Raw genomic sequence first — 24,835 nt, forward strand, 5'->3', positions numbered from 1 at the left:
TTTTTCAGGGAGGGTTCAGCGCCATGAGCCAGAGCAGACCCTCATTGCGGCCGATTCCGGCCCAACCGCTGAAGCGGCAGGACAGCGTCCCCATGTCGGTATCGGCCCCCATGCCGATCTCCGCGCGCGTGGCGCCGAGCGAGCCGCTGGCCTATGCCGGCCATCGCATCGATCCCGAGCGGCGGCGTGGGCGCGGCGCGACCATCAATCCTGGCGGGCGTTTCGAGGCCGAGCAGCGCATCGACGAGGATGACGGCTGGGGCTCGTTAGGCGAACTGCCCCCGTTCAAGACCGAAGTCGCGGTCGAGAAGGCGCGGACGATCATCACGAGGAACGATTCCCCGGATATTTCCTTCGACCGCTCGATCAACCCCTATCGCGGCTGCGAGCATGGCTGCGTCTACTGCTTCGCCCGGCCGAGCCATGCCTATCTAGGCCTGTCGCCAGGGCTCGACTTCGAAAGCAAGCTGACAGCCAAGCCGGATGCGGCGCTGCTGCTCGAAAAGGAGCTCTCGGCCGCCTCCTACCAGCCGCGCACCATCGCGATCGGCACCAACACCGACGCCTACCAGCCGATCGAGCGCAAGCTCAGGATCATGCGCCAGGTCCTGGAGGTGCTGGCCAAGTTCAATCACCCGGTCGGCATCGTGACGAAGTCGGCGATGGTCCAACGCGACATCGACATCCTCGCGCCGATGGCGGCGAAGGGGCTGGCCAAGGTGGCGATCTCGATCACGACGCTCGACCCGAAGGTCGCGCGGGGCATGGAGCCGCGCGCAGCCTCCCCGGCGAAGCGCCTGGAGACGGTGCGCAAGCTCTCGGAGGCCGGTATTCCAGTGACCGTGCTGGTCGCGCCAATCATCCCGGCCATCAACGAGCACGAGATCGAGCGCATTCTCGATGCCGCCAAGGCCGCCGGCGCGCGCCAGGCGGGTTATGTGTTGCTGCGGCTGCCGCTTGAGGTGAAGGACCTCGTGCAGGACTGGCTGCTGACGCATCATCCGGACAAGCTGCGCCATGTCGTCTCGCTGATCCGCTCGACGCGCGGCGGCAAGGATTACGACGCCGCCTGGGGCCAAAGACAGGTCGGCTCCGGCCCTTACGCGTGGATGATCGGCCGGCGCTTCGAGATGGCGGCCGAGCGACTCGGCTTCAACGGAACGCGGACGCGGTTGCGCAACGACCTGTTCGTGAAGCCGGAGAAGGAGAAGGCGCAGTTGAGTCTGTTCTGAGGGAAACGCGTCCCGGAGCCGTCGTTGCGAGGAGCGGAGCGACGACGCAATCCAGGCGCGGCAGCGCTCCACGCCTCCCAAGATTGCTTCGCTTACGCTCGCAATGACGGGGATGACTCGTCGAGACCGCTGGTTTCCGGCCTGTAGCTCCGCCATAACGCCGCCATGACCACCGACTTCCTTCGCGAAACCCAAGCCATCTCGAAAGGCCTCTGGCCGCTCGCCGGGATCGACGAAGTCGGACGCGGACCGCTGGCCGGGCCGGTGGTGGCGGCGGCAGTGATCCTCGATCCGGCGCGGGTGCCGGAGGGGCTGGACGATTCGAAGAAGCTGAGCGCGGCACGGCGCGAGGAGCTGTTTGCGATCATCGCGGAGACCGCACTCGCCGTCGGTATCGCCAGCGTCACAGCCCTGGAGATCGACAGCATCAACATCCGGCAGGCGACGCTGCTCGCCATGCGCCGCGCGGTAGCCGCGCTGCCGATCCAGCCCGCAGGTGTCCTGGTCGACGGCAATGATCCGCCGGTGCTCGCCTGCCCCTGCGAGGCCGTGATCGGCGGCGATGCGCAGATCGCATCGATCGCGGCCGCCTCGATCGTCGCCAAGGTGACACGCGACGCGATGATGGCGCGGCTGTGCCAGCGCTATCCGGCCTATGGTTTCTCGGCCCATGCCGGCTATGGCACGCCACAGCATCGCGCCGCCCTGCAAGCGCATGGCCCCTGCCCCGAGCATCGCTACTCATTCGCACCGGTGAAGGGCGTCTGGCGACGCTGACATCCGCCTGCCGACGTTAACCAGCCCTTAGGAATCTGCCTTTTCTGCCAAAGGGCTGGGCAAAAATTGCAGCCCCAGAATGGGACGCATTTTTTTCAACTTGGAAACCCGGCTTTTACCCTGTCTGGCCAATATCGCGACTGTTGAAGTTGCGTAACGGTCTTGGGGCGTCATGAGTATTTTGCGTACCGGGACCACCAGCGCCGCCGTCCGGATTCAGGTTCCGCGTACCGGGCGGCCCGCGCTGCAGTCACCTGTAAAGCCTGCTCGGTTCAAGCCCGCAGGCCTTCCGATGGAACTGCCGCTCGATCAGGTCCTCGTCGGCGACTGCGTCGCTGCGATCGAGCGCCTGCCCGCGGCGAGCGTCGACCTCGTCTTCGCCGATCCACCCTATAATCTCCAGCTCGGCGGCGATCTGCGCCGGCCCGACGACAGCCTCGTCGATGCCGTCGACGACGACTGGGACAAATTCTCGTCATTCGGCGAATACGACGCCTTCACCCGCGCCTGGCTTGCTGCCTGCCGGCGCGTGCTGAAGCCCGATGGCGCGTTGTGGGTCATCGGCAGCTATCACAATATTTTCCGCGTCGGCTCGATCCTGCAGGATCTCGGCTATTGGATGCTGAACGACATCGTCTGGCGCAAGGCCAATCCGATGCCGAATTTCCGCGGCCGGCGCTTCACCAACGCGCATGAGACGCTGATCTGGGCGGCGCGCGGCGAGAACTCGAAATACACCTTCCATTACGAGGCTCTGAAGGGTGGCAACGACGACCTGCAGATGCGCTCGGACTGGTATCTGCCGCTCTGCACCGGCGAAGAACGCCTGAAGAACGACGCCGGCTCCAAGGTGCATCCGACGCAGAAGCCGGAAGCGCTGCTCGCCCGCGTCATGCTCTCCGCCAGCAATCCCGGCGACGTGATCCTGGACCCGTTCTTCGGCACCGGCACGACCGGCGCCGTCGCCAAGGCCTTGGGCCGGCGCTTCATCGGGATCGAGCGCGAGACGATCTATGCCGAAGCCGCGCGCAAGCGTATTGCGGCGATCGAGCCCCTTCCGCCGGAAGCCTTCTCGACCGCGCCTTCCAAGCGCAGCGAGCCGCGCGTGCCGTTCCTCTCCCTGGTCGAGGCTGGCTTGGTCAAGGCTGGCGAGGTCGTCACCGACGACAAGCGGCGCCACAAGGCTGTTATCCGCGCCGACGGCACTCTGATGCTCGGCCCCGCAGTCGGCTCGATTCACAAGGTCGGCGCGCTGGCGCAGGGGCTGCCGAGTTGCAACGGCTGGACCTTCTGGCATGTCGAGCGCCCGGCGGGGCTGACGCTGCTCGACAACCTGCGCGGCGAGATCCGGGCACAGATGGCGGCCGCCTGAGAGGCCGCCCTGATTTTAGGCCGCGGGTTGAGAGAGCCCCGCGGTCTCCAGCACCTTCAGCATCACGCTCGATAACGGCTCCTCGCCTAGGCGCGCCGCCGGCGTGAAGCGCATGCCCGGCGGCTCGGCGGTCCCCGTCGGCGCCTTCGCCATGAAGACGGTCAGTTCCAGCGGGAAATGCGTGAAGACATGGCGCACCCGCGGCGCCAGTTCGCGCCAGCGCGTCACCACGGGGGCGTCCTGCGCGGCGCCATCCAGCTCGTAATCGGCACGCCATTCGCTGGTTGGGACCTCCGCCATGCCGCCGAGCAGCCCCTTCGGCGGGCGCGTGCGCAGCAGCAGCGCGCCATCCTCACGCAGCAGGACGAAGGCGGCACCATAGCGGGTCGCGCCCGCCTTCTTCGCCGCCTTGCGCGGAAAGCTCTCTTGCGTGCCCCCGGCGCGGCCGACGCAAGGCGAGCGCCAGGGGCAGAGGCCGCAGGCCGGGTTGCGTGGCGTGCAGATCGTCGCCCCGAGATCCATCAAGCCTTGAGCGAAGTCACCCGGCCGATCCTGCGGCATCAGGGCGAGCACGCGCTCGCGCACCAGCGGGCGGGCGCCTGGCAACAGATCCGCAATGGCGAAGAGCCGCGTCATGACACGCTCGACATTGCCGTCGACGGCTGCCGCCGGGCGGTCGAACGCGATCGCGGCGACGGCGCCCGCCGTGTAAGCGCCGATGCCCGGCAAGGCGCGCAGCCCCTCCTCCGTATCGGGAAAGCGGCCGCCGTGGTCGCCCATCACCGCTCGCGCGCAGGCATGAAGATTGCGGGCGCGCGAATAATAGCCGAGCCCGGCCCATGCCTGCATCACATCCTCAGAAGGGGCCGCGGCCAGTGCGGCGACCGTTGGGAAGCGGGTCATGAAGCGCTCGTAGTAGGGCTTCACCGCCGTGACGGTCGTCTGCTGCAACATGATCTCGGAGGCCCAGACCCGATACGGATCGGCCCGTTCGCCGGCTGCCGCGCGCCAGGGCAGGCTGCGGCGGTGACGGTCATACCAGGCGAGGAGATCGGCAGCAGAGGGCGCGGTCATGGTGCTGATGTAGCGTCTTCGCCCGGGCGGGCAAGCCGGGACGAGGCGGTTCAGGTCCGGACAGCGCCCGGCCATGCCCGCATGGCGTGGCGAGCCGCGGCCTCGAGTTCGGCGCGGCCGGCGCCATCGCGCGCCAGGATCGACATGCCGTTCTGCACCGCCACGAAGAAGCGTGCGAGACCGGGGACATCAGTGCCTGCCTCGAGCTCGCCATCCGCAACCGCCTGGCCGAGGCGCTGCTCGACGCGCGTCACGGCCATGGCCCGGGCCGCCCGGACGCGCTCGCCGAGTTCGGCATGGCCTTCGCTGCCGACGGCGGATAGCGTCACCATGCAGCCAAGGGGATCGTTCCGGCCACAGGAGCCGGAGAGCGCCGCGGCCGAATCCATGAGGAGTGCGGCGATGGCGTCATGTGCCGTCGACGCCGCGCGGAAATTGCCCCAGACCAGGGCCTCGAAACGCTCCCCGAAATGGCGCAGCGCCTCGGCATAGAGCTGCTCCTTGGAACCGAAAGCGGCATAGAGGCTCGGCGAACTGATGCCCATCGCCTCCGTAAGATCGGAGATTGAGGTCGCGGCATAGCCCTTGCGCCAGAACAGCCGCGTTGCGGTATCCAGCGCGGCCTCGCGATCGAAGGCGCGCGGACGGCCGCGGCTACGCACCGCTTCCTTCACGGCCACGATACCCAAATCCTGTCCACCCGATTTCTGCATCGTTCGCTATATAATTCTCTTGACGCGATGACGCAACGCTCCTAGCTATTTCTGTATCAATCAACACAGAAAGATCAGACCATGAGTGAACTGACTGGCAAGCGTGCTCTCGTCACCGGCGCATCGCGCGGCATCGGGGCGGCGATCGCCCTGGCGTTGGCGGAGAAGGGCGCGGATGTCGCCATCACCTATGAGCGTTCAGCCGAGCGCGCAGCGGAGGTGGTACGCGCCATCGAGGCAAAGGGCCGGCGCGGCTTCGCGATCCAGGCAGACAGCGCCGATGCGGATGCTGTGAAGCGCTCTGTCGATCAGGCGGCTCAGAGCCTCGGCGGGCTTGACATCCTCGTGAACAACGCCGGCATCGCCCGTGGCGGCCCCGTGGCCGAGCAGAGCCTCGCCGATATCGACGCGCTGCTTGCCGTCAACATCCGCTCGGTCGTGCTGGCCTCGCAGGCCGCGATCAAACATCTGCCGGAAGGCGGGCGCATCATCTCGATCGGTTCCTGCCTCGCCGAGCGCGTGCCCTTCCCGGGCGTCACCGTCTATTCGATGACCAAGTCGGCGCTGCTCGCCTTCACGCGCGGATTGGCTCGCGAGCTCGGACCGCGCGGCGTCACCGTCAACCTCGTTCATCCCGGCCCGACCGACACCGACATGAACCCCGCCGCGGGCGGGCAAGCAGACGCACAGCGCGCGATGACGGCGCTGGGCCAGTACGGCAAGCCGGAAGATGTCGCGGCGGCGGTCGCGTTCCTCGCCAGTCCGGGTGCGCGGCAGATCACGGGCACGGGAATCGTCGTGGATGGCGGCGCGAACGCCTGATCGAAGGGCGAGAGAACCTCAAGACCACGGGCCCGTTAAATGGACGCGGCGATCTCCGAGGTTCTCGTTCGGGTCCAACCGAGGGGGCTCAATGCCTCGGCTTCAAGATGCATCCCAGAAATCGGCTGGGATCGACTCGTCGTTTCGAATCATAATGTCCAGTGGCGACATGGTTTCCGTTGCGGTCGCAGCGACGGATGTTCGATGCGGAGGCGACGCGAATTCCACGGCGATCAGAATCGCGACGCCGGCGAGTATGCATAGCCCGGCGATACGGAGCGGCTTGGGCATTTTGAGTTCGGCCATCGAACTGCCTCCTTGATCTGAGTTGCAAGTGCTTGACCAACCGGGGCGGCTTCAGATCGCGTTGTCGCGCAGCACAGATACCCCCTCGGGCCAGCCCACCTTTGCAGGCAGGTGGCCCGTGAAGCGGCTTTGACACCCTGCCACGCGGCACGCCGTCGATCTGAAGGCTGTTACCCGGCGCCACCATCTGCCTTGGTCTGGGCATTGAATGTGATCGTCATCACAGAGGATGCGGGGTGCACTGCCTGTGAAATACTCGGGCCGAATGTCGTGTTCGGTCCGAGGACCTGGCATGTTGATCGAGCAGGACGGAGCCCGTTTCCGCTGATCGTCACGATCTGACGGTCAGCCCTCCGCACGTCGGCTGGGTTCATCAGTGCCTCCCACCGGGGCCCGACGCACCGTCATATGTGACCTGCGTCACTGAGCGGAGCTGTGAACTGGCGCAGATATGGGGTGGCTGAGGGGGCGCATCGAAAGAACCACCCTTCCGGGAGGAGCCATCATGCCTGCGCAAAGTCTCGCGACACTGGCGGCTGGAATGAAGACCATCGCCGCTCCGGCCATCGACGCGCTTGCCTCACAGCTAAGCGGCGGCATCCTGACCGCCTCCGACGCATCCTATGATGAGGTCCGCGCGATCTGGAACGGCATGGTCGATCGCAGGCCCGGCCTGATCGTTCGCTGCTCGGCCGCAGCCGATGTCGTCGCTGCGGTCCGCTTTGCTCGGGATAATGGCCTGCTCGTCTCGGTGCGGGGAGGCGGTCATGGCATTGCCGGAAACGCCGTCTGCGACGGCGGGGTGATGATCGATCTTTCACCAATGAAGTCGGTCCGTGTCGATGCTGCGGCGCAGCGAGCCTGGGCCGAACCAGGCGCAACCCTCGCGGATCTCGACAGAGAGACGCAGGCCTTCGGATTGGCCGTGCCGACAGGCATCAATTCGACCACCGGCATTGCCGGGCTGACACTGGGAGGCGGCTTCGGCTGGCTCACGCGGAAGCTTGGGCTGACCCTCGACAATCTGGTGTCGATCGAGGTGGTGACGGCCGATGGCGAACTCCGGAGGGCAAGCGAATCCGAGAATCCGGATCTGTTCTGGGCCCTGCGCGGCGGTGGTGGCAATTTCGGCGTCGCGACCGGGTTCGAATTCCGCCTGCACAAGGTCGGGCCGCAGGTTCTGGCTGGCCTCGTCGTGCATCCGTTCAGCGAGGCCGAGACGGTGCTGAGGGCGTACCGCGACGCACTCGAAGTCGCTCCCGACGAACTGACCTGCTGGGCGGTGATGCGGCAGGCCCCGCCTCTGCCGTTCCTGCCGGCAGAGTGGCATGGCAAGGAGGTGCTGATCCTCGCCATGTGCTACTGCGGCGACCTGGCAGAGGGTGAAAGAGCGACCAAGAGATTGCGCTCGATTGGAACGCCGATCGCCGATGTGGTCGGCCCCGCGCCTTTCACCGCATGGCAACAGGCCTTCGATCCGCTGCTGACGCCCGGCGCCCGCAACTACTGGAAGAGCCACGACTTCACGACTCTTTCGGACGCGCTCATCGGTATCCTGACCGGTGCCGTCCGCCGCCTTCCCGGGCCGGAATGCGAGATCTTCATCGGGCATGTCGGCGGTGCGGCCGGCCGTATTCCGGCCGATGCGACAGCATTTCCGCAGCGCAGTTCGCATTTCGTCATGAACGTGCACGCGCGGTGGCGCGAGCCGGCGATGGATCAAGCTTGCATCGGCTGGGCCCGCCAACTGTTCGACGCCGCCAAGCCGTATTCGGCCGGAACGGCCTATATCAACTTCATGCCTGCCGACGAGGGCGGTCGCGTCCAGGAGGCGTATGGAGCCAGCTATCAACGGCTGGCCATGCTGAAGCGGCGCTACGATCCGTCGAACCTCTTCCGCATGAATCAGAACGTGACGCCGGCGACGCATTCGCAGGCGGCATGAGTCCGGACGGTCCAATGGGTTAGGAGAACTGAACGGCGGACCGGTTCGCAGCCGTGGCGCAACGCCCCTGCGGACCGGCCTCGCCTGGGCCGCCCCCTTGCCGCTTGCACCCCTCCCCCCGCCGCCGCAGAATGGCGCATGGCCGCATCACCCCTCGCAGACCTGATCGATGACCTGCTCGCGCCTGCGCTCGCCGCGCAGGGCTTTGCGGGGCGTGCCATCGTCTCGCTCTGGCCGGAGATCGTCGGCGAGCGGCTGGCCGCGCGCACGCGACCCCTCAAGATCGACTGGCCGCGTCGCAGGCCTGCGCCCGGCGAAGCGTCCGAACCCGCGACGATGGTGGTGCGGGTGGAGAGCGCCTTCGCGCTCGAAATGCAGCAGCTCGGGCCGATCGTGCTGGAACGGGTCAACACACATCTCGGCTGGCGGGCCGTCGGCAAGCTCGTGCTCAAACAGGGGCCGGTCGAGGCGCCTGCCCCCAAGCGCCCCCCACCACCGCTCGCTCCGGGCAGCGTTGCGCGTGTCGAGCAGCAGGTCGCGGGCGTGGCGGATCCGGGCCTGCGCGCCGCGCTCGAACGGCTTGGCCGCCATGTCGCGCAGAAGCAAGCCGAGAACACGAAACACGGTGGGATCGACACGGCTTCGTGAGCACCGGCCCTGCGGCATGGTGACGATCTTGCCACAATCGTCGCGGCCTCTATGTTCCCGGCGACCGAAAGCCGATTTCCACCCTTTGCACTTGCAGGAACAGCGACGATGACGAACAGGCGACAGCTTCTGACGGCGACGGCCGGACTCGCGGCAGCCGCGATGCTGGGCTCGCCCGCTGCCCGCGCGCAGAGCGATCTCTCCACGCCCGGGCCGCTCGGCGACGTCTGGCTCGGCCCGGCTGACGCCAAGGTCACGATCATCGAATATGCCTCGCTGACCTGCGGCCATTGCGCGTCCTTCCACAAGGACACCTGGCCGGCGCTGAAGGCGAAGTACATCGACACCGGCAAGGTGCGCTTCACCCTGCGCGAATTCCCGCTCGACCCGCTGGCGACGGCCGGCTTCATGCTGGCGCGCTGCAACGGCAACGACAAGTATGTCGCGATGACCGACCTGCTCTTCGCCCAGCAGCGGGCCTGGGCGTTCACCGACAAGCCGGTCGATGCGCTCTCGAACATGGTCAAGCAGGCCGGTTTCACACAGGATTCGTTCGAAGCCTGCTTGAAAAGGCAGGATATCTATGACGCCGTCACAGTTGTGAAGGATCGTGGGGCCAAGGCTGGCGTGGATTCCACGCCGACCTTCTTCATCAACGGGCAGAAGCGTTCAGGTGCGCTCTCGATGGCCGAGTTCGACAAGATCCTGGAACCGCTCGTCGGCGGCTGAGCGCGTTCGCCCGATCAACACACTCGTTATCCCGGATGCAGCGAAGCGGAATTCCGGGATCCATCGTAGGGAACTGAGCCCTCCGATGGATCCCGGAACGGTGCGGCTGCGCGACTTGTCCGGGATGACGGGCGCGGTTGTTGCAAGGGCGCGTCCATGCAGCTGACGCGCCTCAAGCTCACCGGCTTCAAGACCTTCGTCGAGCCGACCGAGTTCCTGATCGAGCCCGGGCTGACCGGAGTCGTCGGGCCCAATGGCTGCGGCAAGTCCAATCTCGTCGAAGCGCTGCGCTGGGTAATGGGCGAAAGCTCGTTCAAGAACATGCGCGGCTCGGGGATGGACGATGTCATCTTCGGCGGCTCGAACGAACGCCCGGCCCGCAACATGGCCGAGGTCGCCCTTACGCTCGACAATGCCGACCGGCGCGCGCCCGCCGCCTTCAACGAGACCGACGTCCTCGAAGTCACGCGCCGGATCGAGCGCGAGGAAGGCTCGACCTACCGCGTCAATGGCAAGGAGGTGCGGGCCCGCGACGTGCAGCTCCTCTTTGCCGATGCCGCAACCGGTGCGCGCTCGCCGGCGCTCGTCCGGCAGGGACAGATCAGCGAGATCATCTCGGCCAAGCCGCAGTCGCGCCGGCGCATCCTGGAGGACGCCGCCGGCATCGCCGGCCTGCACAGCCGCCGCCATGAGGCCGAGCTGCGTCTCAAGGGTGCCGAGGAGAACCTGACCCGCCTGGAGGATGTGCTCGGGGAGATCGACGGGCAGATCGACGCGCTGCAGCGCCAGGCGAGGCAGGCCTCGCGCTATCGCAGCCTCGCCGCCGATATCCGCCGTGCCGAGGCGACGCTGGCGCTGATCGCGCATCACGAGGCGCGGGCGCAGGAAACCTTCGCGCAGCGGGCGCTGGAGGAGGCGCAGCGCGGCGTCGCCGACCAGACCGGCATCCAGGCTGAGGCCGCGAAGCGACAGGCCGTGGCCGCGCATGAACTGCCCGCCCTGCGCGAGATCGAGGCCGGCGCGGCTGCCGCGCTGGTCAGGCTCAAGCGCGGGCTCGACGAGCTGGAAGCCGAGAACCGGCGCGCCAAGCAGAGGGCCGAGGAGCTCGGCCGACGGCTTGCCGAACTGCAGGGCGACCTCGCCAGGCAGGAGAGCGTCGCGAGCGACGCAAGCGAAAGCCTGGCGCGGCTGTCTGACGAAGATGCCGCGCTCGCCCGTGACGGCGAAGGTGCGACCGGCGGCACAGAGGCGGCAACGGCCGCACTGGCAGAAGCGGAAGCCGCATTGGCTGCTGCCGAGACCGAACACGGTACTGCACAGGCTGCCCTGTCCGAACTCGGCGCCAGGCGCGGTGCGCTGGAGCGTGCCTTGCGCGAGACGAAGGAGCGCGAGGCGCGCGCGGCTTCGGAGCGCGAACGCCTGCTGCGCGACCAGGCAGCGCTCGACGCCAGCAGCGCGGCGGTGCCACTCGAAGCGCTGCGCGCCGCTGTCGTGGCGAGCGAGGTGTCCATGCGCGACAGCGACGGCGCGGCCGCCGCCTCCCGTTCGGCGCTGGCGACGGTCCGTGAGCGCGAGACGCAGTTGCGCGCGCCGCTGGCCGAAGCCGACCGCGCGGCACAGCGGCTCGAAACCGAGATCCGGACGCTGCAGAAACTGCTCGCGCCGGCGAGTGGCGGCCGCTGGCCGCCGATCCTCGAGTCACTCACTGTAGCCAAAGGCTACGAGGTCGCGCTCGGCGCTGCACTCGGCGACGATCTCGACGCAGCGACGGATATCTCCGCGCCGAGCCATTGGCGCGACAGCGGTCCGGGGCACGACGATCCGGCCTTGCCCACAGGCAGCGAGCCGCTGGCCACGCATGTGCGCGGCCCCGCCGCGCTGAAGCGACGCCTGTCCCAGATCGGCGTCGTACCTCGCTCGGATGGCCAGAGGCTGCGCGATCTTCTCAAGCCGGGGCAGCGGCTGGTCTCGCGCGAGGGCGACGTCTGGCGCTGGGACGGCTTTACCGGCGCGGCCGAGGCGCCCTCCCCCGCCGCCCGCCGCCTGGCCGAGAAGAACCGGCTCGGCGACCTCGAACGCGAGGCCGCGCGGGCCAAGGAGGCGGCGGAGGCCGCAAGGGCGGCGCTCGAAGCGCAAAGCTCCGAGGCCAGGACGGCCGCTCAGAGGGAGGCCGCAGCGTTGGACGCAGCGCGGCTCGCGCGGCGGGCCCTCGACCACGCGCGCGAGCAGCTCACCGTAGCCGAACGCAAGGCCGGCGAGACGGCGGCACGGCGCTCGGCCCTGACCGAAGCCATCAACCGCCTCGGCCGCACCATCGCCGAGACCTCAGCCCAGGTGGCGACGCAGGAACAGTCCGTCACCGAACTGCCACCTACGGCCGAACTCGAAAGCACGCTGCTGAAGGCGCGCGTCGCACTCGGCGAGCAGCGAATCGCGGCCTCCGACGCTCGCGCGCGGGTTCAGACCCTGTCGCGGGAGGCGGAGCTGCGGGCAAGGCGGCGCGCCGCGATCGCCGCCGACGTCAAGGCCTGGCAGGAGCGTGCTGCCGCGAGCGGGCAGACGGCGCAGGAGACACGGCGCCGAATCGAGGCCGTCGGAGCCGAGCGGACCGCGCTGCTGGAGGCGCCCGACACCTTCCTCACCGAGCGGCGCCGCCTCGTCGCCGAGATCGAGAGCGCCGAGACACAGCGCCGGCAGGCTGCCGACCGGATGGCCGTCGGCGAGGCCGCTCTGGCCGAGGCTGACCGCCATGCGCGCATCGCGCTCGAGGCGCTGGCCGGCGCCCGCGAGATCAGGGCTGCTGCGGAGGCGAAGCTCGAGGCGGCGCGCCAGCGTGTCGCCGATGTGACGCGGCAGATCGAGGATGGGCTGGAAACCGGCCTCTCCGGGCTCGGCGCCCTGGCCGGACTCAAGGCCGGCGAAAACCCGCCAGATCAGGACAGTGTCGAGCGCCGACTGTCGGGGCTCAAGGGAGAGCGCGAGCGGCTCGGCGCGGTCAACCTGCGAGCGGAGGACGAACTCACCGAGGTCAAGACCAAACGCGAGGGGCTGACGACCGAGCGTGACGACCTCGGCGAGGCGATCAGGCGGCTGCGCCAGGCGATCGGTGCGCTCAATCGTGAAGGACGCGAGCGGCTGCTCGCCGCCTTCGAGATCGTCAACGGCCAGTTCCAGCGCCTGTTCGGCGTGCTGTTCGGCGGCGGCACCGCCGAGCTCAGGCTGGTCGATGCCGAGGATCCACTGGACGCCGGGCTCGAGATCTTCGCCCGGCCGCCCGGCAAGAAGCCGCAGGTCATGACCCTGCTCTCCGGCGGCGAGCAGGCGCTGACCGCGACTGCGCTGATCTTTGCTGTATTCCTGACCAATCCTTCGCCGATCTGCGTGCTCGACGAGGTCGACGCGCCGCTCGACGACGCCAATGTCGAGCGCTACTGCGACCTGCTCGACGAGATGGCGCGCGACACCCGCACGCGCTTCATCCTGATCACCCACAATCCGATCACCATGGCGCGAATGGACCGGCTCTTCGGAGTGACGATGGCGGAGCGCGGCGTCAGCCAGATGGTCTCTGTCGACCTCGCAACGGCCGAGCGTATCCGCGAGGCGGGTTGAGCCTGCTGATTTTGGACGCCCCCTCGTCATCCCGGACGAGTTGTGCAGCCCGGGACAGGCCTGAGGTGACTGCGTGGTTCCGAGAAAACCCGGCATGCTCCGGCCGAGTCCGGCTGAAAAAACGCCACAATCGCCTTTGCAATGCGGCAAGAATGTCGCAGTTGGGCTGAATTTATATATATTCCAATGCGTTAGCATCAACTCGACTGTCTTGACAGCTTAGGGGGCGGGCAATAAAGGAGGCCGTGCTGACGACGGCTCGATGCGCGGGCTCGAACAAGGATCGTGTGGTTTTTTGCAGGATCGTGGCCATTCCACGATCAGGTATGGAGCTACCGCCATGTCCGAACCCGACAAAAACGCTTCAGACTCGGAGTTGCGCGCAAGACTGGGTTCTTTGAAGGCCGCCCTCGGGAAGGCCGAAAAGGACGAAAAGCCGGGCGCGAGCCAGGCTGGACCGGACGGTGCCCTCGCAGGCGCCATGTCTTCAGGCTTTCGCGCCGCGACGGATCTCGCAGGCGGCATCATCGCAGGCGCCCTGATCGGGGTCCTCGCAGACCGGTGGCTGGGAACATCTCCGTTCCTGCTGATCGCCTTCCTGGTGATCGGATCCATCGCGGGGCTGCGCTCCGTCTATCGGCTCGGTTCGCGTCCGACCTCCGGGTCGAAGGACAGTGCACCGAAGGAATGACCGAGGCTGGCGGCCGAGAGGCCGCAGGACAAAGGGCTGGTAGAGACATGGCGGCTGGCGGCGGAATCGATCCGATCCACCAATTCGAGATCAAGCCGATCGTCGGCTTGCGGCCGTTCGGCCTCGATCTGTCCTTCACCAATGCGTCGCTGCTGATGGTTCTCATCGTGGCGGTGATCTCGATCATCATGATCTATGGCTCGAGCCAGCGTTCGGTCGTTCCCGGCCGGCTGCAGTCGCTCGCCGAGATGATCTACGAATTCGTCGCCTCCACCGTCACCGGCGTGATGGGCAAGGAAGGCATGAAGTTCTTCCCGCTCGTCTTCTCGCTGTTCATGTTCGTGCTGACGGCCAACATGCTCGGCATGGTGCCCGGCTCGTTCACCGTGACCAGCCACATCGTCGTCACGGCTGCCTTCGCCTTCCTCGTTATCGGCACCGTGCTGGTCTATGGCATCGTCAAGCATGGCAGCCATTTCTTCGGCCTGTTCGTGCCGTCAGGCGTGCCCGGCTGGCTGCTGCCGTTCATGGTGCTGATCGAGGCCGTCTCCTTCGTCTCGCGGCCGATCTCGCTGTCGCTGCGCCTGTTCGGCAACATGCTTGCCGGCCATATCGCGCTCAAGGTGTTCGGCGGCTTCGTCGTCGCCCTGCTCGCCGCCGGCGGCGCTGCCACCGTGATCGCGCCGCTGCCGCTGCTGCTGGCCGTCGCGCTGACCGCCCTCGAATTCCTCGTCGCTTTCCTGCAGGCCTATGTCTTCGCGATCCTGACCTGCGTCTATCTCAACGACGCTCTGCATCCGGGCCACTGAGCCGGTCAGAGTTCGCGAGAGCTTTCAACCCCGCCTTCTAGCTTTTCACACTGGAGAAAGACCATGGATCCCGTTGCAGCCAAGTACATCGGCGCTGGCCTCGCCTCGCTCGGCATGGGCCTCGCCGCCATCGGCGTCGGCACCATCTTCGGCAACTTCCTCTCGGGCGCGCTGCGCAACCCCTCGGCTGCCGACGGCCAGTTCCCCCGCGCGTTCATCGGCGCGGCGCTCGCCGAAGGTCTGGGCATCTTCGCCTTCGTCGTGGCGCTCGTCCTGCTCTTCGTGGTCTGACGCGCTTCGACCATCTGCTTCCCGTCGCGCCCGGCCACCCGTTCTCGGGTTCGGGCGCGGCTTTTCATCTCCTTCCGCTGAAAGGCAGTCCATGCCGGTTCGATCTTCACAGTTCGCCAGGCGCGGATGGGCCGGTCTCGTCGCCTCAGTGCTGCCCGCCACGCTGCTGGTGGGGACGGCCGCAGCCGCGACGTCGCCCGTGAGCGGCGAAAAGTCCGCCTTCCCTCCCTTCGACGCCTCGACCTTCGCAGGTCAGCTGTTCTGGCTCGCCATCACCTTCGGCGTGCTCTACTGGCTGATGTCGAAGGTTGCCCTGCCCCGCGTCGGAGCGATCCTCGAAGAACGCGCGGACACGATCTCGCGCGATCTTGACAATGCCGCCCAGATGCAAGCCAAGGCCGAAGAGACGGCCAAGGCCTATGAGACGGCCCTGACCGAGGCTCGCAAGAATGCCCAGGGCATCGCCCAGGCATCGCGCGAAGCCGGCGCCAAGGCATCGGACGAGCGCCGTCACGCCGTCGAGGCCGAACTGTCGGCCAAGATGGCCAAGGCCGAGACCACGATCGCCGCCACCAAGACCAGCGCCATGAGCAATGTGCGGGGTCTCGGCAGCGAGGTCGCGATCGCCATCGTCGAGAAGCTGACCGGCAAGGCCCCGAGCGCCAGCGAGGCGTCCGAGGCGGTCGAGCAGGTTCTGGCGCGCGGCTGAGGAGAAGACAGATGGATACGTTCTGGGTCGCCGTTTCGCTCGTCATCTTCCTCGCCATCCTCGCCTATTTCGGCGTGCCGAAGGCGATCGTCGCCGGGCTCGACTCGCGCGGCGAGAAGGTCGCGCAGGAGCTGGCCGAGGCGCGCCGCCTGCGTGTCGAGGCCGAGAAGCTGCTTGCCGAGTACGAGGCGAAGCGCAAGGCGGCCGAAACCGAGGCCGCCAGCATCGTCGCCGCCGCCAATGAGGAGGCCAAGCGCCTCGCCGAGGAGGCGGAGGCCAAGCTGAACGATTTCGTCGCTCGCCGGACCAAGTCGGCGGAAGACAAGATCGCTCTGGCCGAAAGCCAGGCCGAGGCCGAGGTCCGTGCGGCCGCGGCGGAGGCTGCGACCAAGGCTGCCGAGGTCATCATCCGCGCTCAGGTGGGCGGCAAGACCGGCGACACGCTGTTTGCCTCCGGCCTGAACGAGGTCAAGGCGAAGCTGAACTGAAGCCCGCCGCACCGATAGAGATACCGACGCCGCGATCCCCCGGGATCGCGGCGTCGTCGTTTCTGACGCAGCCCAACCGAAGCGGATCTCCCATGTGGCTCCTGCGCAGTCTCGTCGCCGTGTTCCTCGGGCTGGCAGCACCCGCGCAGGCGCTGGAACAGGTCGCCTTCGCCTCACGTGACGGAACCAAGCTCTCGGGCTGGCTGGCCAAGCCGGAAGGCGCAGGCCCCTTCCCCGCGGTCGTCATCCTTCATGGCTGCGCGGGGCTGTGGAACGCCTCCGGCAAGCTGGGCGCCCGCGACGCGGACTGGACCGCGCGGCTCGTTGGCGCCGGATACGCCGTTCTCCTGCCCGACAGCTTTCGCCCTCGCGGCGTATCAGCACTCTGCAATGATCGCGATCGCAGCCTAACGCCCGCAGACCGGGCGCAGGATGCGCTCGGCGCCCGCGACTGGTTGGCAGGGCAAGCGTTCATCGCCTCAGGGCGCGTCGGGCTGATCGGCTGGTCTAATGGCGGATCGACCGTGCTCGAGGCCGCCGGAAAACCCGCAGCAGCTGGCCCAGGCGGGTTTCGCACGGTCATCGCGTTCTATCCGGGCTGCCGCGTCCTGCTGAGGCGCGGCTGGACGGCGCAGGTCCCGACCACCATCCTGCATGGCCTGGCCGACGACTGGACCCCGGCCGAGCCTTGCGAGAGGCTCGCCGGCAAGGGCGGCGCGCGGTTTGTCGGCTATGCCGGAGCCTATCACGACTTCGACCATCCCAGCCTGCCCCTGCGCGAGCGCAAGGCGGCCTATTCGGAACGCGCGGACGGGATGGTGACACTCGGCACGCAGGCCGAAGCCCGCACGCAGGCGATCGCCGCGACGATGGCGATCCTGAAGGGAATGTGAGGTGCCTCAGTTCGAGACCGTCAGCGTCCTGGCCGGACCGGCCTCCGCCTTGGCGGGGCGCGCGGGCGGAATGGCGGCGGGTTTCGCCTCGCCCGCCGGCTGCACCGGCTTCGGCTTGGCCTTGCGCGCCACGATCGTCGAGGTGACGATGCCCTGCGGCGTGTCGAGGCTGTAGATGTCGTCGCGGAACTGGACCTGGCCGTCGGCCCCCTGCCAGCCGGTGAGATAGACCCAGGCCACCGGCACGGACTTCTTCAGCGAGATGTTCTTGCGCTCGCCCTTGGCGATCTCGTCCTCGATCGCCTGACGGCTCCATTCGCTGCCCTCGAGCAGCCAGGCGGCAAGGTCGCGAACGCCTTCGATACGGGCGCAGCCCGAGGAGTTGAATCGCACATCGTTGCGAAACAGGCTCTTCTTCGGCGTGTCGTGCATGTAGACGGCGTCGGAATTCGGCATGTCGATCTTGAGCTGGCCGAGCGAATTCGTCGGCCCGGGCTCCTGCCTGACATAGAAGTACGGATTGTTCAGCGTGGCCCAGTTGACGCTTGCCGGGTCGATCTCCTTGTTCTCGGCGCCGAGCAATTTCATGTTCGACTTGGCAATGAAGCTCGGATCCTTGCGCATATGCGGGATGATGTCGGCCTTCACGATCGACATCGGCACCGTCCAATACGGGTTGAGGTTGACCGAGGTGATGTTGGCCTGGATCACCGGCGAGGGCCGGTCCGGCCGGCCGACGACGGCGAGATGGCGCTGCTGAACTGTGCCGTTCTCCACCGCCTCGACGCTGGCACCGGGGATGTTGACCACGACGTAACGGCTGGCGAAGTTGAAGCCGTTGCCTTTCAGCCGCTCCAGCGTGGCGGTGAGCTGGTTCAGGCGGATTTCTACGGGCGTGTTCATCGCCTTCAGGGTCAAGCGGCCAACCGTGCCCAGATCGGAGAGGCCGTGGCGGAGCTGGAAGCGCTTCACCGCCGCGACGACATTGGCGTCGTAGACATCGCCCGGCAGCGCATCCGGCGGCAGATCCCCGCTCAGCATCAGCCGCTGCTTCAAGGCCACGACATCGGGGCCTTGAGCATCGGGCTTCAGTGCGCTGACGCTGGAAGGCACCTTCGGCCAGCCGCCGCGACCGGCGATGTCCTCGTGCGCGATCAGCGCCTCGAGCGTGCGGTCATAGGTGTTGGGGCCGTAGCTCGGCTCATTCGCACGGGAGGCAGCAGTCGAGGCCAGCAGGAGTGCTGCCACTGCGGCGAGGATGGAGGGACGCACGGACATACAAAAACCCCCGGGCCGCAGAGAGCGGCACCGGGGGATCATTCCCCGACATGGTCAAGGAATGCTTAAGAAACGTCCTGCGCCCTTCACCATGCTGACGAATGCCGTCAGCATGGCTGGATCCCCTACTCCGCCGCTTCGGCGACTGGAGCCGGCTTGACCCATTTCAGCACCGGCTGGCGCGCCGCGCGGGTCTCGTCGAGGCGGCGGATCGGGGCGTGATGCGGGGCACTGGTGAAGCGCTCCTTGTCGTTGCCCTTGGCGGCCATGGCGAGGTCGCGCAGCGTCGCGATGAAGAGGTCGAGCGAGGCCTTCGATTCCGATTCGGTGGGCTCGATCAGCATGGCGCCGTGGACGACGAGCGGGAAATACACCGTCATCGGATGGTAGCCCTCGTCGATCATCGCCTTGGCGAAATCGAGCGTCGAGACGCCGGTGCCCTTGAGCCATTCATCGTCGAACAGCACCTCATGCATCGAGGGATGGTCCGGGAACGGCAGCGACATCAGGTCCGACAGGCAGGCGCGGATATAGTTGGCATTGAGCACAGCATCCTCCGACGCCTGCTTCATGCCGTCGGCGCCATGGCTGAGCATATAGGTCAGGGCGCGGACATACATGCCCATCTGGCCGTGGAAGGCGGTCATGCGGCCGAAGGGCTTGTTGCCCTCGGGGGCCTCCTCGCGCGTCTCGATCAGATGCGGCCTGTCGTTCACGACATTGATGAAGGGAACGGGCGCGAAGGGCGCAAGGCGCTCGGACAGAACGACCGGGCCAGCGCCCGGGCCGCCGCCGCCATGCGGCGTCGAGAAGGTCTTGTGCAGGTTGATGTGCATGGCATCGACGCCAAGATCGCCCGGCCTGGCCTTTCCGACGATCGCGTTGAAGTTCGCGCCGTCGCAGTAGAAGTACGCGCCGGCCTCGTGCAGCGCGGCGGCGATCTCGACGATCTGCGGCTCGAAGATGCCGCAGGTGTTCGGATTCGTCAGCATGATCGCGGCGATGTCCGGGCCGAGCAGGGCCTTGACGTCCTCGACGGCGACCGTGCCATCAGGCCGCGCCGGGACGGCCTTCACCGAGAAGCCGATCAGCGCGGCAGTCGCGGGGTTGGTGCCGTGCGCCGACTCGGGCACGAGCACGACATTGCGGGTCGCGCCCTCGCCCTTCGCCTCGATCGCAGCCTTGATCGCCATCATGCCGCAGGCCTCGCCATGGGCACCGGCCTTGGGCGAAAGCGCGACGGCCGGCATGCCGGTCAGCGTCATCAGGTAGCGCGCGAGTTCGAGCATCACATCGAGCGCGCCCGGAACGGTCGAGAGCGGCTGCAACGGATGCACGTCGGAGAAGCCCGGCAGGCGCGCCGTCTTCTCGTTGAGGCGGGCATTGTGCTTCATCGTGCAGGAGCCGAGCGGGAAGAGCCCGGTATCGATGCCGTAGTTCTTCTGGCTCAGGCGCACGTAATGACGCATCGCCTCGGGCTCGGAGAGGCCGGGCAGGCCGATCTCGCCCTGGCGCGCATGCTTGCCGAGGCGCGACTTGAAGGGCGCCGGCTTCTCGATGTCGACGCCGGTGGTCTCATGGTGACCGATCTCGAAGATCAGCGGCTCGATCTGCTGGAGGGCCTTGTTGCCGGTGAAGGTGGCGCGGTCCTCATGCGAGGCCCCGCCGGCCTGGGTAGGACGTCCCTGACGGTTCAGCATCACAGCACCTCCACGAGCGCCGCCACGAGGGCCGCCCGGTCTTCATCCGTGTTGATTTCGGTATTGGCGACGATCAGCAGGTCGTCGAGGCCGGCATGCGGCAGCAGCCGCGAGACCGGCACGCCCGCGAGGATACCCTTGGCGGCCAGCACCTCGACCACCTCGGCCGCGGGCTTGTTCAGCTTCACCGTGAATTCGTTGAAGAAGGTCTCGTTCAGCACCGTGACGCCGGTCACGCGCGACAGCATGTCGGCGAGCTTGACTGCATTGGCGTGGTTGACCTCGGCGAGACGGGTAAAGCCGGCCTGCCCGAGCAGCGTCATGTGGATGGTGAAGGCCAGCACGCAGAGGCCCGAATTGGTGCAGATGTTCGAGGTCGCCTTGTCGCGGCGGATATGCTGCTCGCGGGTCGACAGCGTCAGCACGAAGCCGCGCTGGCCGTCGGCATCGACTGTCTCGCCGCAGAGCCGGCCCGGCATCTGGCGGATGTATTTCGACTTGGCGGCGAAGAGGCCGACATAGGGGCCGCCGAAGTTCAGGGCGTTGCCGATGGACTGGCCCTCGCCGACGACGATGTCAGCGTCCTGAGCGCCAGGCGGCGTCACCGCGCCGAGCGAGACGACCTCGGTGAAGACCGCGATCAGCAGCGCGCCATGGGCATGGGCCTTCTCGGCGATCGGCCTCAGATCGCGCAGATTGCCGAAGACGTCGGGCGACTGGACGACGACGCAGGAGACGCTGTCGTCGATCTGCGAGAGGATATCCTCGCTCGCCGTGACATCGGGCGAGAGCGCGACGATGTCGTCATTGGCCATATCGGAGAGCGTGCGGACGGTTTCGGTGTAGTGCGGGTGGAGCCCGCCCGAGAGCACGGCCTTGCGGCGCTTGGTGACGCGGTGCGCCATCAGCACGGCCTCGGCGGTGCCGGTCGAGCCGTCATACATCGAGGCGTTGGCGACCTCCATGCCGGTCAGGGCCGCGATCTGGGTCTGGAACTCGAACAGATATTGCAGCGTGCCCTGCGCGATCTCGGGCTGGTAGGGCGTGTAGCTGGTCAGGAACTCAGAGCGCTGGATCAGGTGGTCCACCGTCGCCGGGACATGGTGCTTGTAGGCACCGGCGCCGACGAAGAAGGGCACCGAGGAGGCGGCGGTGTTCTTTGCCGACATGCGGGCCATGATGCGCTCGACCTCGAGCTCGCCCTTGGCGCGCGGCAGGTCGAGCGGCGCCTTCAGCAGCTGGCCGCCTGGCACGTCGGAGAACAGCGCGTCGATATCGGGGACGCCGATACGCGCGAGCATGTCCTCGCGGTCGGTGTCGGTGAGGGGAAGATAGCGCATGGCAAATGTCCGTTTGCGGGTGTTGGCGCCGAACCGTTTAAAAACCGCGCCGTCATCCCGGGCGAAGACCCGGGATCCATCGGAGGGCGGCGCGCTCTACGATGGATCCCGGAACGGCGCGGCTTCGCCGCTTGTCCGGGATGACGCAGAGGTTCAATTCAAAGCGTCTTGACGTAGTTCTGGTACTCGGCCTCGCTCATCAAGCCGTCGACTTCGGCGGCGTCCTTGAGCTTGAGCTTGAGGAACCAGCCCTTGCCGGCCGGATCCTCGTTGACGGTGCCGGGCGCGGCTTCGAGCTCGGCATTGACCTCGACGACCTCGCCGGAAACCGGCGCATAGACTTCGGAGGCCGCCTTGACGCTCTCCACCACGGCGGCTTCGGCGCCCTTGGTCAGTGCCTTGCCGACGGAAGGTAGTTCGACGAAGACGACGTCGCCGAGCTGGCCCTGGGCGTAGTCGGAAATGCCGACCGTTCCGGTATCGCCCTCGATGCGGATATATTCGTGGTCCTTGGTGTAGCGGGTCTCGGCCATGGGATCAGGTCTCCGGGAGCAGAAAACGGGGTTTGGTCGGGTTCAGCGCTTGTAGCCGTTGGGCACGAAAGGCATGGCGGCAACGACGGCGGGCAGCGGCTTGCCGCGCACGATCAGGTCCAGCCGCGTGCCCGGCGCGCTATGGGCTTTGGCGACATAGCCCATGGCACAGGGGCCGTTCAGCGTCGGCCCGAAGCCGCCGGACGTGACCTTGCCGACGATTTCGCCTTCCGGGGTCGCAATTTCCGTGCCCTCCCGCGCCGGCGCCCGGCCTTCCGGCAAGAGGCCGACGCGAACGCGCGAGACGCCCTCGGCGAGTTCGCGCTGGACGCGGGCCGCACCGGGGAAGCCACCCTCCTCGCGCCGACGCTTCTGGATCGACCAGGTCAGCGCGGCTTCGACAGGCGAGGTCGTGGTGTCGATGTCGTGGCCATAAAGGCAAAGGCCGGCTTCCAGGCGCAGCGAATCGCGGGCGCCGAGGCCGATCGGCTTGACGGGGGCGTCGAGCAGCAGCGTGTCCCAGATCTCGCCGATCCGCTTGGCATCGGCCGAAATCTCGTAGCCGTCCTCGCCGGTGTAGCCCGAGCGGCTGACATTGGCCTTGATGCCTGCGACCTTCATGGTGCGGGAGGTCATGAACCCCATCTCGGCCGCTTCCGGCGCGATCGCGGCCAGCGCGGTCTGCGCGGCCGGCCCCTGCAGCGCGATCAGGCCGCGATGCTCGGCCTTGATCAGCTTCACATTGGCGGGCAGCCGCGCCTCGATATGGGCGTAGTCGTCGGTCTTGCAGGCCGCGTTGACGACGAGATAGAGCGCGCCGTCCTCGTCGGGATCGATCGAGCGCGTCACCATCAGATCGTCGAGCATGCCACCCTCCTCGTTCAGCAGCTGCGAATAGCGCTGCTTGCCGGGGGCGAGGTTGACGATATCCGCGGGGATCAGGGCTTCGAGGGCGCGCGCCGTGGTCTCGTGGTCCGGGCCGACCAGAAAGCACTGGCCCATATGCGAGACGTCGAAGAGCCCGGCCTTCTCGCGCGTCCAGTTATGCTCGGTCAGGATGCCGGTCGGATACTGCACCGGCATGTCGTAGCCGGCGAAGGGCACCATGCGGGCGCCGAGCGCGACATGGCGGGCATGGAGCGGGGTCTTGAGGACGATGGCCTCGGGCACAGCCCCGGCATCGGCAATATCGGCGTCGGCAGCCATGGACGGCCCCTTCCAGAATCGAGCGCAAGCCCCGGACGGAACTGTCCGGAGCGCGCCCCCTCTGTCTTGGGACCTGAGAGATTTCCCCGCACCGGCCAAGCAGCCGGACAGGTTACACCCGTCGGTGGGCGGAGTTGCCTCCGCCGCTTTCCAGAGCGCCAGTTCCCACGCGGTCCGTTTGCCTGAGCGTTTCCGGGGCGGTTGCGCCTTCGGCGCCGGAACCGGACAAGTCCGGACCCGGTCTCTCCCGCGGGGATGTTACGGCTGCAGGCACAGATACAAGACGCCGCGTCTTAGTCAATCGCGACGCTGCCTCGTTTGTCGGCAATTCACGCGAGTCTTCGGAAGCGCCGCAATCCGGCGCTTCGCGTCTACCGGCGGCGCGCGCGAGCCGGCGTGGCCGCGCCACCGCCCAGGCCGACGATGATCTCGACGTCGCCGCGACCGGCCGGAACGACGATGCCATCCTCGATATGCGAGAAGTCGGCGCCGCCCTGACCGGACGCGATCGTGCCGCCGATGCGGGCGGCGCGGCGGGCAACCTGGGTCGTGCCGCGCAGGACCGTCGTCGTCAGCGTCGCGCCATAGCTACCGGGGCTGCCGGCGGGACCGAGCAGCACGCGCCCCTCGACGCCGACCTTGAGGCGGAAGCCGCCATTGCCGGTCGGCGTGCATTCGCGCGCGACCTGGAGAATCGAGATCTGGTGCCGCAGGCTGCCGCTGTCCTGGCCGCCCTGAGCGCGCAGCGCAGCGCCGCCATCGGCGATGATGACCTGAGGACAGACGAACTCGTCATCCTCTTCTGTCGCCCGCTGCTCCCGTGGCTGCGGCTTTGCCACAGGAGCCGTCGTCGATTGGAACATCACGACATTGGCGACCTTCTGCATCGCAGTCGGTTCACCGGCTGAATAGGAAGATCCGCAGCCGGCCAGGCCAAGGCAGAGGAACGGCACAGCAAGCAGGCTGTGCCGACGAAGAAGCGCATCACTCACGGCAGGGTCTCCACGCCGGGGCCAAAACCGTTGAGGGAGACAGGAACGCCCACCCCCTCTTCCGGCGTCTGAAACACGATGAAAGTGGCATTCTTGCCTGATTTGAGCTGGCCGAGCAGATTGTCGTCCATGACGACCTCGGCAACGCAGCCCGTGGTCAGGCAGCGCACGAATCCGGCGCGGCCGATATCCTTGTCGTCGATCTTGAGGCCGAGGCCCGAGGGGAGCAGCACGCCGAGCGGGGCGACCACGCGCAACAGCCGGCTCTTCTGATCGGCGGTCTTGAGCACGATGACGAGCAGCGTCAGATTCGGCCGATCCTCGGCCGCGACATTCTGCACCAGCGCACATTGCTCGGTCTTGGCGCCGGGCGGCACCTCGCAGCGCATCTGCCAGTCGCCATGCGTCGATTTGACAGCGCCCTGAGCCAGCGCCTGGCCCGCGGCCAGAGCAACCCCCGCCAGCGCGAGAGCGGCCGCGCAGACAGGTCCGATGATCCTACCCATCCCTGCGATTCCTCCAAACCGGCGACCTTCGCCGGACCTGCACCCGAGCTCCAGCGCCCAAAACAAAGCGCGAAATTCAGGCAGAAAGCCGGTCCCGCCAAGCGGAATCCGGCTTCACTCCATATTGGAGTGCGTTGGGACCATGCAGGCCCGGTCCTGTCAAGGCGGG

Annotated in this window: 24 protein-coding genes and 1 riboswitch; of the genes, 14 read left to right on the forward strand and 10 right to left on the reverse strand. The window is 67.3% G+C overall.

All coding sequences use genetic code 11. The features are described 5' to 3' along the window. Positions 1 to 110: 110 nt before the first annotated feature. From VGN82_RS19490 to VGN82_RS19500, 3 genes are all read left to right on the forward strand, one after another. Positions 111 to 1,232, forward strand: coding sequence for a PA0069 family radical SAM protein (locus VGN82_RS19490; protein WP_327528695.1), 1,122 nt, complete (start codon positions 111 to 113; stop codon positions 1,230 to 1,232). A gap of 165 nt (positions 1,233 to 1,397) precedes the next feature. Further along, positions 1,398 to 2,009 (forward strand): ribonuclease HII, encoded by a 612-nt coding sequence (gene rnhB / locus VGN82_RS19495; protein ID WP_327528697.1) that lies wholly within the window; start codon positions 1,398 to 1,400, stop codon positions 2,007 to 2,009. 172 nt (positions 2,010 to 2,181) lie between these two features. Continuing rightward, positions 2,182 to 3,381, forward strand: coding sequence for a site-specific DNA-methyltransferase (locus VGN82_RS19500; RefSeq protein ID WP_414644332.1), 1,200 nt, complete (start codon positions 2,182 to 2,184; stop codon positions 3,379 to 3,381). A 15-nt stretch (positions 3,382 to 3,396) separates the two neighbouring features. Here the strand turns inward: VGN82_RS19500 and mutY are convergent, their stop codons facing one another. Both mutY and VGN82_RS19510 read right to left on the reverse strand, forming a co-directional pair. Next, a complete protein-coding gene (gene mutY, locus VGN82_RS19505; protein WP_327528699.1) occupies positions 3,397 to 4,455 on the reverse strand; it encodes an A/G-specific adenine glycosylase in 1,059 nt (352 codons plus the stop codon). Between the two features lie 50 nt (positions 4,456 to 4,505). Next, positions 4,506 to 5,168: a TetR/AcrR family transcriptional regulator gene (locus tag VGN82_RS19510; RefSeq protein ID WP_327528700.1), complete on the reverse strand. Its 663-nt coding sequence runs from the start codon at positions 5,166 to 5,168 to the stop codon at positions 4,506 to 4,508. Positions 5,169 to 5,249: 81 nt separating this feature from the next. On the opposite strand from VGN82_RS19510, the gene VGN82_RS19515 reads away from it, so the two are divergent. After that, the gene (locus tag VGN82_RS19515) at positions 5,250 to 5,990 is read left to right on the forward strand and encodes an SDR family NAD(P)-dependent oxidoreductase (RefSeq protein WP_327528701.1); all 741 of its coding nucleotides are present in this window, start codon (positions 5,250 to 5,252) and stop codon (positions 5,988 to 5,990) included. A gap of 102 nt (positions 5,991 to 6,092) precedes the next feature. On the opposite strand, the gene VGN82_RS19520 is transcribed toward VGN82_RS19515, so the two are convergent. Further along, on the reverse strand, positions 6,093 to 6,296 hold the full coding sequence (locus tag VGN82_RS19520) for a hypothetical protein (RefSeq protein ID WP_327528702.1): 204 nt from the start codon (positions 6,294 to 6,296) through the stop codon (positions 6,093 to 6,095). Positions 6,297 to 6,801: 505 nt separating this feature from the next. Between VGN82_RS19520 and VGN82_RS19525 the strand changes: the two genes are divergently transcribed. From VGN82_RS19525 to VGN82_RS19570, 10 genes are all read left to right on the forward strand, one after another. Beyond that, positions 6,802 to 8,241: an FAD-binding oxidoreductase gene (locus VGN82_RS19525; protein WP_327528703.1), complete on the forward strand. Its 1,440-nt coding sequence runs from the start codon at positions 6,802 to 6,804 to the stop codon at positions 8,239 to 8,241. A 138-nt stretch (positions 8,242 to 8,379) separates the two neighbouring features. Beyond that, on the forward strand, positions 8,380 to 8,889 hold the full coding sequence (locus tag VGN82_RS19530; protein ID WP_327528704.1) for a DUF721 domain-containing protein: 510 nt from the start codon (positions 8,380 to 8,382) through the stop codon (positions 8,887 to 8,889). 108 nt (positions 8,890 to 8,997) lie between these two features. Next, entirely contained in the window at positions 8,998 to 9,618 is a 621-nt protein-coding gene (locus tag VGN82_RS19535; RefSeq protein ID WP_327528705.1) for a DsbA family protein, read from the forward strand. A 156-nt stretch (positions 9,619 to 9,774) separates the two neighbouring features. Further along, positions 9,775 to 13,230 (forward strand): chromosome segregation SMC family protein, encoded by a 3,456-nt coding sequence (locus VGN82_RS19540; protein WP_327528706.1) that lies wholly within the window; start codon positions 9,775 to 9,777, stop codon positions 13,228 to 13,230. A 262-nt stretch (positions 13,231 to 13,492) separates the two neighbouring features. Further along, entirely contained in the window at positions 13,493 to 13,921 is a 429-nt protein-coding gene (locus tag VGN82_RS19545) for an AtpZ/AtpI family protein (RefSeq protein WP_327528707.1), read from the forward strand. Between the two features lie 47 nt (positions 13,922 to 13,968). Further along, positions 13,969 to 14,730, forward strand: a complete 762-nt coding sequence (locus VGN82_RS19550; protein WP_327528708.1) for a F0F1 ATP synthase subunit A — start codon at positions 13,969 to 13,971, stop codon at positions 14,728 to 14,730. A gap of 63 nt (positions 14,731 to 14,793) precedes the next feature. Then, positions 14,794 to 15,021 (forward strand): F0F1 ATP synthase subunit C, encoded by a 228-nt coding sequence (locus tag VGN82_RS19555; protein WP_043231023.1) that lies wholly within the window; start codon positions 14,794 to 14,796, stop codon positions 15,019 to 15,021. 199 nt (positions 15,022 to 15,220) lie between these two features. Next, positions 15,221 to 15,730, forward strand: coding sequence for a F0F1 ATP synthase subunit B family protein (locus VGN82_RS19560; protein ID WP_327528709.1), 510 nt, complete (start codon positions 15,221 to 15,223; stop codon positions 15,728 to 15,730). A gap of 11 nt (positions 15,731 to 15,741) precedes the next feature. After that, positions 15,742 to 16,218, forward strand: a complete 477-nt coding sequence (locus VGN82_RS19565) for a F0F1 ATP synthase subunit B family protein (protein ID WP_327528710.1) — start codon at positions 15,742 to 15,744, stop codon at positions 16,216 to 16,218. A 92-nt stretch (positions 16,219 to 16,310) separates the two neighbouring features. Next, entirely contained in the window at positions 16,311 to 17,111 is an 801-nt protein-coding gene (locus VGN82_RS19570; protein WP_327528711.1) for a dienelactone hydrolase family protein, read from the forward strand. Positions 17,112 to 17,117: 6 nt separating this feature from the next. Here the strand turns inward: VGN82_RS19570 and VGN82_RS19575 are convergent, their stop codons facing one another. From VGN82_RS19575 to VGN82_RS19605, 7 genes are all read right to left on the reverse strand, one after another. Next, the gene (locus VGN82_RS19575) at positions 17,118 to 18,389 is read right to left on the reverse strand and encodes a L,D-transpeptidase family protein (RefSeq protein WP_327528712.1); all 1,272 of its coding nucleotides are present in this window, start codon (positions 18,387 to 18,389) and stop codon (positions 17,118 to 17,120) included. A gap of 125 nt (positions 18,390 to 18,514) precedes the next feature. Further along, on the reverse strand, positions 18,515 to 20,089 hold the full coding sequence (gene gcvPB / locus VGN82_RS19580; RefSeq protein ID WP_327528713.1) for an aminomethyl-transferring glycine dehydrogenase subunit GcvPB: 1,575 nt from the start codon (positions 20,087 to 20,089) through the stop codon (positions 18,515 to 18,517). After that, positions 20,089 to 21,429, reverse strand: a complete 1,341-nt coding sequence (gene gcvPA / locus VGN82_RS19585; protein WP_327528714.1) for an aminomethyl-transferring glycine dehydrogenase subunit GcvPA — start codon at positions 21,427 to 21,429, stop codon at positions 20,089 to 20,091. The genes gcvPB and gcvPA overlap by 1 nt, the downstream gene beginning before the upstream one ends. Positions 21,430 to 21,587: 158 nt before the next feature. After that, positions 21,588 to 21,962: a glycine cleavage system protein GcvH gene (gene gcvH, locus VGN82_RS19590; protein WP_327528715.1), complete on the reverse strand. Its 375-nt coding sequence runs from the start codon at positions 21,960 to 21,962 to the stop codon at positions 21,588 to 21,590. Positions 21,963 to 22,004: 42 nt separating this feature from the next. After that, positions 22,005 to 23,168, reverse strand: a complete 1,164-nt coding sequence (gcvT, locus tag VGN82_RS19595; protein ID WP_327528716.1) for a glycine cleavage system aminomethyltransferase GcvT — start codon at positions 23,166 to 23,168, stop codon at positions 22,005 to 22,007. A gap of 160 nt (positions 23,169 to 23,328) precedes the next feature. Then, positions 23,329 to 23,428, reverse strand: a riboswitch (glycine riboswitch). 111 nt (positions 23,429 to 23,539) lie between these two features. Then, on the reverse strand, positions 23,540 to 24,160 hold the full coding sequence (locus VGN82_RS19600; RefSeq protein WP_327528717.1) for a hypothetical protein: 621 nt from the start codon (positions 24,158 to 24,160) through the stop codon (positions 23,540 to 23,542). Beyond that, positions 24,157 to 24,666, reverse strand: coding sequence for an invasion associated locus B family protein (locus tag VGN82_RS19605; protein WP_327528718.1), 510 nt, complete (start codon positions 24,664 to 24,666; stop codon positions 24,157 to 24,159). Before VGN82_RS19605 ends, VGN82_RS19600 begins: the two co-directional genes overlap by 4 nt. Positions 24,667 to 24,835 lie beyond the last annotated feature (169 nt).

Origin of the sequence: Allobosea sp. (assembly GCF_035999205.1) — a bacterium.
Classification (GTDB): domain Bacteria; phylum Pseudomonadota; class Alphaproteobacteria; order Rhizobiales; family Beijerinckiaceae; genus Allobosea.

What these genes read in the sequence shown, in the direction of transcription:
- VGN82_RS19575 (WP_327528712.1), bottom strand. Translation starts at nt 18,389, where the DNA reads ATGTCCGTGCGTCCCTCCATCCTCGCCGCAGTGGCAGCACTCCTGCTG.
- VGN82_RS19605 (WP_327528718.1), bottom strand. Translation starts at nt 24,666, where the DNA reads ATGGGTAGGATCATCGGACCTGTCTGCGCGGCCGCTCTCGCGCTGGCG.
- VGN82_RS19565 (WP_327528710.1), top strand. Translation starts at nt 15,742, where the DNA reads ATGGATACGTTCTGGGTCGCCGTTTCGCTCGTCATCTTCCTCGCCATC.
- VGN82_RS19525 (WP_327528703.1), top strand. Translation starts at nt 6,802, where the DNA reads ATGCCTGCGCAAAGTCTCGCGACACTGGCGGCTGGAATGAAGACCATC.
- VGN82_RS19555 (WP_043231023.1), top strand. Translation starts at nt 14,794, where the DNA reads ATGGATCCCGTTGCAGCCAAGTACATCGGCGCTGGCCTCGCCTCGCTC.
- VGN82_RS19540 (WP_327528706.1), top strand. Translation starts at nt 9,775, where the DNA reads ATGCAGCTGACGCGCCTCAAGCTCACCGGCTTCAAGACCTTCGTCGAG.
- VGN82_RS19535 (WP_327528705.1), top strand. Translation starts at nt 8,998, where the DNA reads ATGACGAACAGGCGACAGCTTCTGACGGCGACGGCCGGACTCGCGGCA.
- VGN82_RS19515 (WP_327528701.1), top strand. Translation starts at nt 5,250, where the DNA reads ATGAGTGAACTGACTGGCAAGCGTGCTCTCGTCACCGGCGCATCGCGC.
- rnhB (WP_327528697.1), top strand. Translation starts at nt 1,398, where the DNA reads ATGACCACCGACTTCCTTCGCGAAACCCAAGCCATCTCGAAAGGCCTC.
- gcvH (WP_327528715.1), bottom strand. Translation starts at nt 21,962, where the DNA reads ATGGCCGAGACCCGCTACACCAAGGACCACGAATATATCCGCATCGAG.
- VGN82_RS19520 (WP_327528702.1), bottom strand. Translation starts at nt 6,296, where the DNA reads ATGGCCGAACTCAAAATGCCCAAGCCGCTCCGTATCGCCGGGCTATGC.
- gcvPA (WP_327528714.1), bottom strand. Translation starts at nt 21,429, where the DNA reads ATGCGCTATCTTCCCCTCACCGACACCGACCGCGAGGACATGCTCGCG.
- mutY (WP_327528699.1), bottom strand. Translation starts at nt 4,455, where the DNA reads ATGACCGCGCCCTCTGCTGCCGATCTCCTCGCCTGGTATGACCGTCAC.
- VGN82_RS19570 (WP_327528711.1), top strand. Translation starts at nt 16,311, where the DNA reads ATGTGGCTCCTGCGCAGTCTCGTCGCCGTGTTCCTCGGGCTGGCAGCA.
- VGN82_RS19545 (WP_327528707.1), top strand. Translation starts at nt 13,493, where the DNA reads ATGCGCGGGCTCGAACAAGGATCGTGTGGTTTTTTGCAGGATCGTGGC.
- gcvPB (WP_327528713.1), bottom strand. Translation starts at nt 20,089, where the DNA reads ATGCTGAACCGTCAGGGACGTCCTACCCAGGCCGGCGGGGCCTCGCAT.
- VGN82_RS19510 (WP_327528700.1), bottom strand. Translation starts at nt 5,168, where the DNA reads ATGCAGAAATCGGGTGGACAGGATTTGGGTATCGTGGCCGTGAAGGAA.
- VGN82_RS19550 (WP_327528708.1), top strand. Translation starts at nt 13,969, where the DNA reads ATGGCGGCTGGCGGCGGAATCGATCCGATCCACCAATTCGAGATCAAG.
- VGN82_RS19530 (WP_327528704.1), top strand. Translation starts at nt 8,380, where the DNA reads ATGGCCGCATCACCCCTCGCAGACCTGATCGATGACCTGCTCGCGCCT.
- gcvT (WP_327528716.1), bottom strand. Translation starts at nt 23,168, where the DNA reads ATGGCTGCCGACGCCGATATTGCCGATGCCGGGGCTGTGCCCGAGGCC.
- VGN82_RS19490 (WP_327528695.1), top strand. Translation starts at nt 111, where the DNA reads ATGCCGATCTCCGCGCGCGTGGCGCCGAGCGAGCCGCTGGCCTATGCC.
- VGN82_RS19500 (WP_414644332.1), top strand. Translation starts at nt 2,182, where the DNA reads ATGAGTATTTTGCGTACCGGGACCACCAGCGCCGCCGTCCGGATTCAG.